The sequence below is a fragment of the Paraburkholderia sp. BR10954 genome (assembly GCF_040965775.1).
Taxonomy (GTDB): domain Bacteria; phylum Pseudomonadota; class Gammaproteobacteria; order Burkholderiales; family Burkholderiaceae; genus Paraburkholderia; species Paraburkholderia youngii.
On record NZ_JBFRCK010000011.1, the window covers coordinates 44,005 to 55,977 of the forward strand.

Genomic DNA, 11,973 nt, shown 5'->3' on the forward strand with positions numbered 1-11,973 from the left:
AATTTACTGAGCCCCGTTCGTGGCTGAATTAGCTGAATGAGAACCCAGCCGAACAACGGGACGCGTATTGTAGCACAGCCGACATCTGCCGCGAAGCCCGCGCTAGCAAGGCGAATCGCGCGTCGCTCAGGGGCGCCGCATCCGACAGACCGTCGGCAATACCGTACGCTCGGCTGATAGCGCCAGCACCGTGCGAAAGCCGTAGCCGGAACCTTCGTTATCGAAATGCACGCCGGGTGTGCCGGCTTTGTCCATCTGCATCACGTAAAGGGGCTGGATCAGCTGATGGTCGTCGGCGCGCATCCAGGATGCGTGAAAACCGTTGTCGAAGCGGATTGCCTCGAGCGCTTTCGCGACCGCCGTCGGATCGGCGCTGCCGGCGCGGTTCATCGCGGCGGCGAGTGTGTCGAGCAGCAGTGGCATACGCAGCACCGGATAGTCGTCCTGCGCGGCCGGATAGCGCGCGCGGAACGCCGCGTACCATGCATCGGAGGCCGCGCCGCCGACGTTCGGATGCCACTCGGCCACGGCGATCACGTGACCCACGCCCGCGTCGCCGAGGGCGGCCGGCGCGCCGAGGCTGTTGCCGTAAAACGTGTAGAACTTCGTGTCGAGGCCCTGCTCGCGCGCCGCCTTCACGAGCAACGTCAGGTCGTTGCCCCAGTTGCCGGTGATCACGGCGTCCGCGCCGCTCGCGCGGATCTTCGCGATGTACGGCGCAAAGTCCTTCACTCGGCCGATCGGGTGAAATTCGTCGCCGACCACCGCGATGTCGGGGCGCTTCGCCGTGAGCGTCGAGCGCGCGAGGCTGCTCACGTCGTGGCCGAAGCTGTAGTCCTGGTTCAACAGGTAGACCTTTTTCACCGTCTTGTCGCGCTCGATCACCTCGGCGAGCGCGGCCATCCGCATGCCCGCGTGCGCGTCGAAGCGGAAGTGCCAGAAGCTGCAGTTCGCGTTGGTGAGCGCGGGGTCGTCGGCCGAGTAGTTCAGGAACAGTTCGCGGTTGTCCGGCTCGCGGCTGTTCTGCTTGTCGATCGCGCCGATGAGCGCCGCGGCGACCGCCGAGCTATTGCCCTGCAGGATATAGCCGATATGGCGATCCGCGGCTGCGCGCATTTGCGTCAGCGCTTCTTCCGCGCTGCCCTTGCTGTCGAGCACGACGAGTTCGAACGGATGCGCGCCGTCCGCGAGCTTCACGCCGCCGCGCGCGTTGACCTGCTCGACGCCGAAGCGCAGATTGCGCTCGACCGCCGCGCCCGCATTCGCGAACGGGCCGGACATGCCTTCGATCAGCGCGAGCCGGATCGGGGCGCCCGTCGGTTTGCCGGTCGGATTCACCCCCGAACTCGTCGCCTGAGCCACGCCAACGCCCACCGCCGCCATTGAGATCGCCGTCAGCGCAATCGCCGCCGCCCGTTGCCACACTGCCGTCATGGTCGTCCTGCCTGAAGCTTCGAAGCGCGGATCATAGAACCACGCGCACGGAATAGGCAAGCCGGCGCATCTGTTCTCCTTTGGAGGCGACCCACGTTCGGGCAGCGCCATTCTTTCGCCACGGCGCGTGTCAAAATGGTGGGTCTCGATGATAAGAACCGCTATTCAAACGCCATCGGAGGAATACATGTCGAACCGCCATCACCGCACGGCGGCCTCTATCACAACCCCGGCCGGCGCGAGTCTGCGGCGCGCCGCGTTCGTTTGCCTGAGCGTGCTCGCGCTCGCCGGCTGCGCCCAGCCGTGGCAGCAGTATCAACAGGGAGCGGATGCATCGACGGTGATCGCGCGGCTCGGACCGCCGCGCGAAACCTACGACCTGCCCGACGGCGGCAAGCGCCTGATGTGGCCGACCCAACCGATGGGCGAAACCACCACCGCCGCCGACATCGACGCGGCCGGCAAGATCGTCAACATGCGCCAGGTGTTGCAACCCAACGAGTTCTACCGCGCCGAGATCGGCAAATGGACGCGCAGCGACGTACTGGTGAACTTCGGCCGTCCGGTCGAAACGTCGTACTTCCCGATGATGAGGCGCGAAGTCTGGACCTATCGCTATCTCGAGGACAACGTCTGGTACATGCTGTACAGCTTCTACTTCGATGACCAGGGCATCTTGCGCCTCACGCAGAAGACCCCCGACCCGCTGCACGAGCCCGACCGCCGCAGCCTGTTCTGAGTCCTGAGCGCGATCTTCGAACGAAGATCGCTATCTCAAAAAAGCTGCCTTCCGTAGGCAGCTTTTTTATTCTCTAAGCATAAAGAAGAATTTAATCCTGTTCACGTCAACAACTTCGCAAAAGAAAGGTTATTGTAAACACCGTTCGTGCACCGGCTGACGATCGACCGCGCAACTGCGGTTCCGGTCCGGTGCCAGGTCAATTGCCTCTGCTACGGAGCTGCTACGATGAACCGCCCCAAACACCTGCTGGTCGCCAACGTCGCGTGGGCCCATGAAACCGCGACGCGCAATCCGGCATTCTTTCGCGACCTCATGCGCGGACAGAACCCACACATTCTGTGGATAGGCTGTGCGGACAGCCGAGTGCCCGCCGAAACGATCACGCATTGCGAGCCCGGCGATCTGTTCGTCCATCGCAACATCGCCAACCTGTTTGATCCCGGCGACGACAACGTCGCGAGCGTCCTCGAATACGCGGTGCGAGTGCTCAAGGTCGGCCACGTGATCGTCTGCGGACACTATGGCTGCGGCGGAGTGCGCGCCGCGCTGCTGCCCCCGGACCCCGCGCTGCCCCATGTAAACCGGCGTATCGCGCCCCTCTGCGCGCTCGCGCAAACGCATCGCCCGGAACTGGAGGGCGCGGCGACCGAATCGGATCGCGTCAATCGCCTCGCCGAGCTGAACGTGCTCGAACAGGTGAGGCAGCTACGGGCGAGCCCGATCGTGCACGAGGCTGATCCGGCGCCGCTCGTGCACGGCTGGATCTTTGCGCTCGACGACGGGCGCCTCAAGGTTCTCACCTCCGGCTACAGCGCCGACGACGCGATGACCTGCCCGACCGCCGCGCACAGCGCGGCCTAGCGAAGCGCGTCGCACCCGCCATTCGAACCGCGGACGGAGCCGACAGCGGAATCCTCATCGAGCCACCCCTGTTCGTCGCCCGCCGCCCCACCTCTCGCTTCTGGACTCCATGGTTACTCAAACCCCCTTCTCCGCGCTCCAGCGCGACGTGCTCGCCGGAACGGCCGTTTTTCTGGTGGCGCTGCCGCTTTGCCTCGGCATTGCTCATGCATCGGGCGTCGACCCATTTGCCGGACTGGTATCGGGCATCATTGGCGGGCTCGTGGTTGCCGCGCTGAGCGGCTCGCGCCTGAGCGTGAGTGGCCCGGCCGCGGGCCTCGTCGTGATCGTCGTCGACGGCATCGCGCGGCTTGGCGGCTTTTCCGCTTTCCTGCTGGCCGTACTGCTGTCGGGCGTTATCCAGTTCGGCTTCGGCATGCTCAGGGCTGGCCGGTTCGCCGCCTACGTGCCGTCGCCGGTGATCAAGGGGATGCTCGCGGCCATCGGCGTGCTGTTGATCCTCAAGCAGTTTCCCGTAGCGCTGGGGCTGTCCGGCACCGCTCATTCCGCCCACTCGGCGGCGGCGCTCGCAACGCCGCTCGGCCCAATCTCGCTGACCGCCGTGCTGATCACGCTGCTGTCGCTTGCGATCCTCGCCGGCTGGGAAACACGCGCGCTGCGCCGCTTCGCTGTCGTGCGCATCATGCCGGCGCCGCTCGCGGTGGTGCTGCTCGGCATCGGCGCGACGCTCGCTCTCGATCTCGTCGCGCCATCGCTGGCACCGCCCGCCGAACGGCGGGTCGCGTTGCCGTCGCTCGAATCGTTCGCGGCACTGCAAGCCGTGCTCGCGTCGGCCGACTTCGGACCACGCTTCGCCCAGCTCATCAATCCAGACATATGGCGCGTTGCTATCACGATCGCCATCCTCGCAAGTCTCGAAACGCTACTGAGCCTCGAAGCGGTCGAACAGATCGATCCGGAACGCCGCCGCGCACCGCCCGATCGCGAACTGAAGGCGCAGGGCGTGGGCAATCTGATCGCGGGTGCGATCGGTGGCCTGCCGATCACCGCGGTGATCGTGCGTAGCTCCGCAAACGTGCATGCCGGCGCAAAAAGCCGGCTCTCGGCGATCGTTCATGGCGTGTTGCTTCTCGTGAGCGTGTTCGCGCTCACCAGCGTGATCAACTTGATCCCGCTCGCCTGCCTTGCCGCGATCCTGATCTTCACCGGGTTCAAACTCGCCAAGCCGTCGTTGTTCGCTGGGCTTGCGCGACAGGGATTCGCGCCGTTCGCACCGTTTATCGTCACGGTCGTCGGTGTGCTCGTCACCGATCTGCTGATCGGTATCGTGCTCGGCATACTGTGCAGCATGCTGTTCGCGCTGTACGCAAACCTGCGCGGCCCGATCGTGCTCGCGCAGCATGGCGATCACTACCTGCTGTCGTTTCGCAAGGACGTATCGTTTCTCGGCAAGGTGCCGCTCAAGCACTATCTGCAGCAGATTCCGGATGGCGCCACCGTCATCGTCGACGCGACACGCGCCGATTTCGTCGATCACGACGTGCGCGAACTGCTGGATGCGTTCGTCGCGGATGCGCCCCGCCGCGGAATCACCGTCGATCTCAGATATCAGGTCCGCGAGCAGGCGCGCGCAACGAGCGGCTGGTCGCTGCGGCGCACGACAGCGGAGTAGTCCCCGCGTATCGAGTCATCGCGCCCGCGCGATGACCGCGAAAAAAAGCCCCGCATGCCAGGCATCGCGGGGCTTCTCCTTCGATTCACCGTCGAGATTGCGCGCTACCGGCGCGCCATGTTCGCGTTACTCCGAGCGCTGCGGATTCAACTTGTCCGCATTCGAATAGAGTTTGTTGAGCGCCGAGAAATACGCCTTCGCGGACGCCGCGACGATATCCGGATCGGTGCCGGTGCCGTTGACGATGCGTCCGCTCTTCGACAACCGCACGGTCACTTCGCCTTGTGCCTGAGTGCCGGTCGTGATCGCGTTGACCGAGTACAGCAGCAGCTCGGAGCCGCTGCCCACTTCCGTTTCGATCGCGTTGAGCGTGGCGTCGACCGGGCCGTTGCCGCGTGCTTCGCCGGTGATCTCTTTACCCTCTACCGAGAACACGACCTTCGCGTGCGGCTGCTCGCCGGTTTCCGAATGCTGCGACATCGACAGGAATTTGTAGTGCTCCTTCTCGTGCGCTTCGGCCGATTCCTCGTTGACGATCGCGATGATGTCTTCGTCGAAAATCTCCGCCTTGCGATCTGCAAGTTCCTTGAAACGCGCGAACGCGGTATTCAGTTCGGCTTCACTGTCGAGCGCGATGCCGAGCTCCTGCAGACGCTGTTTGAACGCATTGCGGCCCGACAGCTTGCCGAGCACGATCTTGTTCGCGGTCCAACCCACGTCTTCCGCACGCATGATTTCGTAGGTGTCGCGCGCCTTCAGCACGCCGTCCTGATGGATGCCCGACGCGTGCGCGAAGGCGTTCGCGCCGACCACGGCCTTGTTCGGCTGCACGACAAAACCAGTGATCTGCGACACCAGCTTCGAGGCCGGCACGATTTGAGTCGTATCGAGACCGACGTCGAGTCCGAAGTAATCCTTGCGGGTCTTCACCGCCATCACGATTTCTTCGAGCGACGTATTGCCCGCGCGCTCGCCCAGACCGTTGATCGTGCATTCGACCTGGCGCGCGCCGCCGATCTGCACGCCGGCGAGTGAATTCGCGACCGCCATGCCGAGGTCGTTGTGGCAATGCACGGAGAACACCGCCTTGTGCGAGTTCGGAATGCGCTCGCGCAGCGTCTTCACGAGCTGGCCATAGAGCTCCGGCACGCCGTAGCCGACCGTGTCCGCGATGTTGATCGTGGTCGCGCCTTCGGCGATCACCGCTTCCAGCACACGGCACAGGAAGTCCATATCCGAGCGGCTGCCGTCTTCCGGCGAGAATTCGACGTCGTCGGTGAACTTGCGCGCGAAACGCACCGCGAGCCTGGCCTGCTCGAAGACCTGCTCGGGCGTCATGCGCAGCTTCTTTTCCATGTGAAGCGGCGACGTCGCGATGAACGTGTGGATGCGGAAATGATCGGCCGGTTTCAGTGCATCGGCGGCCTTCTGAATGTCCTTGTCGTTCGCGCGCGCAAGCGAGCAGATCGTGCTGTCCTTCACCAGACCGGCGATCGTATGGATCGCGTCGAAGTCGCCGTTCGAGCTGGCCGCGAAACCCGCTTCGATCACGTCGACTTTCATCCGTTCGAGTTGCTTGGCGATGCGGATCTTCTCTTCCTTCGTCATCGATGCGCCGGGCGATTGCTCGCCGTCACGCAGCGTGGTGTCGAAAATGATCAGTTTGTCGGACATGTCGGGCCTCCTCGGGAGTCGTTCAGATGTGGGACTTGGTTTTGGGATAGGACGATGGGCGCCACCGCTAGCAAGGTAGGGCGATCGCGATGATCGCGGCCGGCGCGGACGGAACGCAAAAACGCATAAGGGCGAGAACCAAGCAGGATGCCGCGGCGCAGCGAACGGTCTCGCCGAGCCGGCAAAATCGGCCACGCCAACGCACTGATCCGACGACTATAGCGGCATTCCAGCCACCACGCAATGCACGCCTGGGCGGCCTGCGGCGCGCTCCGAAGCGGGCTCGTAACAGCATCAGCCAACGAAAAACGGCAGCACGTGGGCTGCCGTTTTTCGTATGTCGCTGCGATGCAGCGAAGTTCGAATCGTCACCGGTCGTGCGACATCGAACGCGCCGGATTGGCCCGGCCGCGCATCGCCTGATACGCCCAGAACACGTAGCCGGACAGACCGTACAGCACGAACAGACCGAACAGCATCAGCGGCGGGTCGGACGACACTAGCACGAACGCGACCACCACCAGCAGGATCACGCCGAACGGCACGCGATGCCGCACGTCCAGCGCCTTGCCGCTGTAGAACGGTGCGTTCGACACCATCGTCACGCCCGCATAGATGGTCAGCACGAACGCGACCCACGGCAGCCAAACGAGCTTCAGCGGCACGCGGTTGTCGGTGGCGAGCCACACGAAACCGGCGATCAGCGCCGCCGCGGCCGGGCTCGGCATGCCCTGGAAAAAACGCTTGTCGACCACGCCGATGTTCGTATTGAAACGCGCGAGCCGCAGCGCCGCGCCGGAGCAATAGACGAACGCCGCGAGCCAGCCCCACCGGCCGAGGTCTTTCAGTATCCACTCGTACATCACGAGCGCGGGCGCAACCCCGAACGACACCATGTCCGACAGGCTGTCGAACTGCTCGCCGAACGCGCTTTGCGTATGCGTCATGCGCGCGACGCGGCCGTCCATGCCATCGAGCACCATAGCGACGAAGATCGCGATCGCCGCGATCTCGAAGCGCACGTTCATCGCCTGCACGACGGCGAAGAAACCGCAGAACAGCGCGGCCGTGGTGAACGCGTTCGGCAGCAGGTAGATGCCGCGCTTTCTGAGGAATTGCTGACGCTGCGCGCGCCGGCTGTCGACGGCCGGCGACTCCGTGACCACCGGCTTGTTGCGACGAAACGGACGCGGCAGCGGTCCGCTGCTGCGAGGTCGACGCGGTTTGAATGCGGCCATTCGGACAACCTCCTGTATGCCGCTTTACAGCTCGGCGAGGATCGTGGACGACGCCGACACCTTCTCGCCGATCGATACGCGCGGGCGGCTGCCCACCGGCAGATACACGTCGACGCGCGAACCGAAGCGGATGAATCCGTAGCGCTGGCCACGGGTCAGCGGCTCGCCGGCACGGACGTAGCAAAGAATGCGCCGTGCAATCAACCCGGCGATCTGCACCGACGTGACCGTCTGGCCGCCGGCCATCTCGATCACGACCGCGTTGCGTTCGTTTTCGAGCGAGGCTTTATCGACCGCGGCGTTCAGATACGCGCCGGGAAAGTATTCGACCTTCGAGATCGCACCGTCGACCGGCGAGCGCTGCGAGTGCACGTTGAACACGTTCATGAAGACGCTGATCTTTAGCGCTTCACGATTCGCATAGGGGTCGTGGGCGGTTTCTACCGCGACGATACGACCGTCGGCGGGACACAGCACCGCGTTGGCCTGCGTCGGAATCGGACGCGCCGGGTCGCGGAAGAACTGCACGACGAAGATCAGGATCAGCCAGAAGAGCCACGCAAAGCCGAACCCCGCGAAGGCGTGAACCAGTAGTGCAACGACGGCCGCGATGGCGATGAACGGCCAGCCTTCTCGCGCGATGATCGGATGAGGGTAATTCATGGATGGCTTCTGTGTTTTTGTAAAACCGTAGGATAGCAAAAGCCGCCCAGGGTTCAGCACCCTTGGACGGCTTTTTGACTGGTCCGGCCCCCGCGCTGAAGGCGCCGCGCCGGACCTCGTGACGTCGAGACGCTTAGTTCTTCGACTGGTCGACGAGCTTGTTCTTCGCGATCCACGGCATCATTGCGCGCAGCTTCGAGCCAACCTGCTCGATCTGGTGCTCGGCCGTCAGACGGCGACGCGATTGCAGCGTCGGTGCGCCAGCCTTGTTTTCGATGATGAAGCTCTTCGCGTATTCGCCGGTCTGGATGTCGGTCAGCACGGCCTTCATCGCCTTCTTCGTTTCAGCGGTCACGATGCGCGGACCCGTCACGTACTCGCCGTACTCGGCGTTGTTCGAGATCGAGTAGTTCATGTTCGCGATGCCGCCTTCGTAGATCAGGTCGACGATCAGCTTCAGTTCGTGCAGGCACTCGAAGTACGCCATTTCCGGCGCGTAACCCGCTTCGACCAGCGTTTCGAAGCCGGCCTTGATCAGGTCGACGGTACCGCCGCACAGCACAGCCTGCTCGCCGAACAGGTCGGTTTCGGTTTCTTCGCGGAAGTTCGTTTCGATGATGCCGGCACGGCCGCCGCCGTTAGCCGCTGCGTACGACAAAGCGATGTCGCGCGCCGCGCCCGATTTGTCTTGCGCAACCGCGATCAGGTGCGGCACGCCGCCACCTTGCGAGTAGGTGCCGCGAACCGTGTGGCCCGGTGCCTTCGGCGCGATCATGATCACGTCGAGGTCGGCGCGCGGAATCACCTGGCCGTAGTGGACGTTGAAGCCGTGCGCGAACGCGAGCGCTGCGCCCTGCTTGATGTTCGCGTGGACTTCCTTCGCGTACACGTCGGCGATCTGCTCGTCCGGCAGCAGCATCATGACGACGTCCGCGCCCTTCACGGCCTCCGCGACTTCCTTCACTTGCAGGCCAGCGTTTTCAGCCTTGCTCCACGATGCGCCGCCCTTGCGCAGACCGACCGTGATGTTCACGCCGCTTTCCTTCAGGTTCAGCGCGTGCGCATGACCTTGCGAGCCATAGCCGATGATGGTGACCTGCTTGCCCTTAATGAGGGAGAGATCGGCGTCCTTGTCGTAGAAAACTTTCATGTCGGTTCCTTGGCTAGATTCGATGATTCAGAGAAATTCAGGTACTGCGAATGTTGTTATTGCCAGCCGGGCGATGCCGCGTTGCCCGGCCTTGCGAAGCGCGACGTCAGACCTTCAGAATGCGCTCGCCGCGACCGATGCCCGAGCTGCCCGTGCGGACCGTCTCGAGAATCGCCGTGGAGTCGAGCCCCTCGATGAAGGCGTCGAGCTTGTCGCTCGCCCCCGTCAGTTCGATCGTGTAGGTCTTTTCGGTGACGTCGATGATGCGGCCGCGGAAAATGTCCGACATCCGCTTCATCTCCTCACGTTCCTTGCCGACCGCCCTCACCTTGATCAGCATCAGCTCGCGTTCGATGTGAGCGCCCTCGGTAAGGTCGACCACTTTCACCACCTCGATCAGGCGGTTCAGATGCTTCGTGATCTGTTCGATCACGTCGTCGGAGCCAACGGAGACGATGGTCATGCGCGACAGCGAACGATCTTCGGTCGGAGCCACCGTCAAGGTTTCAATGTTGTAGCCGCGTGCCGAGAACAGACCCACCACGCGCGACAATGCGCCTGGTTCGTTTTCCAGCAGGACGGAAATGATGTGTCTCATGTTTCGCTTCTTCCAGATGTAGTGTCGATGTCTGCGAGCGGAGCGGCGCCGCTTCGTCTGCTTTCGCCTTTTGTGAAGGCGCGCATCACGAAGCCGGCGCTGGAGTTACCCGTGCGCCCCGTCGTTAAAGATCTTCCGAACCCAGGAGCATCTCGGTGATGCCCTTGCCGGCCTGAACCATCGGCCAGACGTTTTCGGTCGGATCGGTCTGGAAGTCGAGAAACACTGTGCGATCCTTCAGGCGCAGCGCTTCCTTCAGCGCCGGTTCCACATCGGCCGTGCGCTCGATGCGCATGCCCACGTGACCGTACGCTTCGGCGAGCTTCACGAAGTCCGGCAGCGCATCCATGTACGAATGCGAATAGCGCTTGCTGTATTCGATCTGCTGCCACTGGCGCACCATGCCCAGATAGCGGTTATTCAGCGAAATAATCTTGATCGGCAGGTCGTACTGCTTGCAGGTCGACAGCTCCTGGATGCACATCTGGATCGAGCCTTCGCCCGTGATGCACAGTACGTCGTCGTCCGGATGGGCCATCTTCACGCCCATCGCGGCAGGCAAGCCGAAGCCCATCGTGCCGAGGCCACCGGAGTTGATCCAGCGACGCGGCTTGTTGAACTTGTAGAACTGCGCGGCCCACATCTGGTGCTGGCCGACGTCGGAGCACACGAACGCGTTGCCGTCGGTCAGCTCCCACGCCTTTTCGACCACGTACTGCGGCTTGATGATGTCGCTCTTGCGGTCGAACTTCAGGCAGTCTTTCGCGCGCCAGCCTTCGATGTCCTTCCACCACTCGGCGAGCGCCGCGGTGTCGGGGCCATGCTCGGCCGTCTGCAACTGCTCGATCAGTTCCTTCAGCACTTCCTTCACGTCGCCGACGATCGGAATGTCGACCTTGACGCGCTTGGAAATGGAAGAAGGATCGATGTCGATATGGATGATCTTGCGCGGCCGCGACGCGAAGTGATTCGGATCGCCGATCACGCGGTCGTCGAAACGCGCGCCGATGGCGATCAGCACGTCGCAGTGCTGCATCGCCATGTTGGCTTCGTACGTACCGTGCATGCCGAGCATGCCCAGGAATTTCTTGTCACTCGAGCGGTAGCCGCCCAGGCCCATCAGCGTATTGGTGACCGGATAACCGAGCAGATCGGCAAACTGGTTCAGCTCACGCGACGCGTCCGCGAGCACGATGCCGCCGCCGGTATAGATATAGGGGCGCTTCGCCGACAGCAGCAGCGACACCGCCTTGCGGATCTGACCGGAGTGGCCCTTCGTGACCGGGTTGTATGAGCGCAGCGACACGCTCTTGATCGGCTCGTATTGGCACGGCGCCTTCGACACGTCCTTCGGAATGTCGATCAGCACAGGGCCGGGACGGCCGGTACGGGCGATGTAGAAAGCTTTCTTGACGGTGGCGGCGAGATCGCGCACGTCCTTCACGAGGAAGTTGTGCTTCACGCAGGGACGCGTGATGCCGACCGTGTCGCATTCCTGGAACGCGTCCTGACCGATCGCGGCAGTCGGCACCTGGCCGCTGATCACGACCATCGGGATCGAATCCATATAGGCGGTGGCGATGCCGGTCACGGCATTGGTGACACCGGGGCCGGAGGTCACGAGACAAACGCCGACCTTGCCGGTCGAGCGGGCATAGGCGTCGGCAGCATGCACGGCGGCCTGCTCGTGGCGCACCAGCACGTGCTGGAACTTGTCCTGCTTGTACAGCTCGTCGTAAATGTAGAGTACCGAGCCGCCGGGATAGCCCCAGATGAATTCGACGTCTTCGTCGGCCAGTGCCTTCATGAGCACGGTGGCGCCGATAGAGTCTGCTTCGTGAGGGGGGGTCGTATCCGACGTGGAGAATTCCGCGCTGGGCATATTCATTGATTCACCTTTCGAATTTTCGGCAAAAAATTGATCGGGTGCTCTCTGCCGGG

General features: G+C 63.3%; 10 protein-coding genes. 3 read left to right on the plus strand and 7 right to left on the minus strand.

The window, feature by feature from the left end:
- Window positions 1-126: 126 nt before the first annotated feature.
- Window positions 127-1,434 carry a branched-chain amino acid ABC transporter substrate-binding protein gene (locus AB4Y34_RS17345; RefSeq protein ID WP_176380823.1) on the minus strand — a complete coding sequence of 436 codons (1,308 nt, stop codon included), beginning with the start codon at window positions 1,432-1,434 and terminating at the stop codon, window positions 127-129.
- A 187-nt stretch (window positions 1,435-1,621) separates the two neighbouring features.
- On the opposite strand from AB4Y34_RS17345, the gene AB4Y34_RS17350 reads away from it, so the two are divergent.
- From AB4Y34_RS17350 to AB4Y34_RS17360, 3 genes are all read left to right on the plus strand, one after another.
- Complete coding sequence (locus tag AB4Y34_RS17350) at window positions 1,622-2,173, plus strand: hypothetical protein (RefSeq protein ID WP_176380822.1); 552 nt, start codon at window positions 1,622-1,624, stop codon at window positions 2,171-2,173.
- A 228-nt stretch (window positions 2,174-2,401) separates the two neighbouring features.
- The gene (locus tag AB4Y34_RS17355) at window positions 2,402-3,037 is read left to right on the plus strand and encodes a carbonic anhydrase (protein WP_176380821.1); all 636 of its coding nucleotides are present in this window, start codon (window positions 2,402-2,404) and stop codon (window positions 3,035-3,037) included.
- A 109-nt stretch (window positions 3,038-3,146) separates the two neighbouring features.
- Window positions 3,147-4,709, plus strand: a complete 1,563-nt coding sequence (locus AB4Y34_RS17360; protein ID WP_368716712.1) for a SulP family inorganic anion transporter — start codon at window positions 3,147-3,149, stop codon at window positions 4,707-4,709.
- A gap of 126 nt (window positions 4,710-4,835) precedes the next feature.
- Here AB4Y34_RS17360 and AB4Y34_RS17365 read toward each other — a convergent pair whose 3' ends face one another.
- The 6 genes from AB4Y34_RS17365 to AB4Y34_RS17390 all read right to left on the minus strand — a co-directional run bounded on the left by AB4Y34_RS17365 (window position 4,836) and on the right by AB4Y34_RS17390 (window position 11,920).
- The gene (locus AB4Y34_RS17365) at window positions 4,836-6,383 is read right to left on the minus strand and encodes a 2-isopropylmalate synthase (protein WP_176121303.1); all 1,548 of its coding nucleotides are present in this window, start codon (window positions 6,381-6,383) and stop codon (window positions 4,836-4,838) included.
- A 368-nt stretch (window positions 6,384-6,751) separates the two neighbouring features.
- Window positions 6,752-7,621: a CDP-diacylglycerol--serine O-phosphatidyltransferase gene (pssA, locus tag AB4Y34_RS17370; protein WP_176109134.1), complete on the minus strand. Its 870-nt coding sequence runs from the start codon at window positions 7,619-7,621 to the stop codon at window positions 6,752-6,754.
- Window positions 7,622-7,645: 24 nt separating this feature from the next.
- On the minus strand, window positions 7,646-8,284 hold the full coding sequence (locus AB4Y34_RS17375) for a phosphatidylserine decarboxylase (protein WP_115102455.1): 639 nt from the start codon (window positions 8,282-8,284) through the stop codon (window positions 7,646-7,648).
- A 133-nt stretch (window positions 8,285-8,417) separates the two neighbouring features.
- Window positions 8,418-9,434: a ketol-acid reductoisomerase gene (gene ilvC / locus AB4Y34_RS17380; RefSeq protein WP_008920617.1), complete on the minus strand. Its 1,017-nt coding sequence runs from the start codon at window positions 9,432-9,434 to the stop codon at window positions 8,418-8,420.
- 106 nt (window positions 9,435-9,540) lie between these two features.
- On the minus strand, window positions 9,541-10,032 hold the full coding sequence (gene ilvN / locus AB4Y34_RS17385) for an acetolactate synthase small subunit (protein ID WP_008920618.1): 492 nt from the start codon (window positions 10,030-10,032) through the stop codon (window positions 9,541-9,543).
- A gap of 124 nt (window positions 10,033-10,156) precedes the next feature.
- Window positions 10,157-11,920 carry an acetolactate synthase 3 catalytic subunit gene (locus AB4Y34_RS17390; protein WP_176380818.1) on the minus strand — a complete coding sequence of 588 codons (1,764 nt, stop codon included), beginning with the start codon at window positions 11,918-11,920 and terminating at the stop codon, window positions 10,157-10,159.
- Window positions 11,921-11,973: the final 53 nt, after the last annotated feature.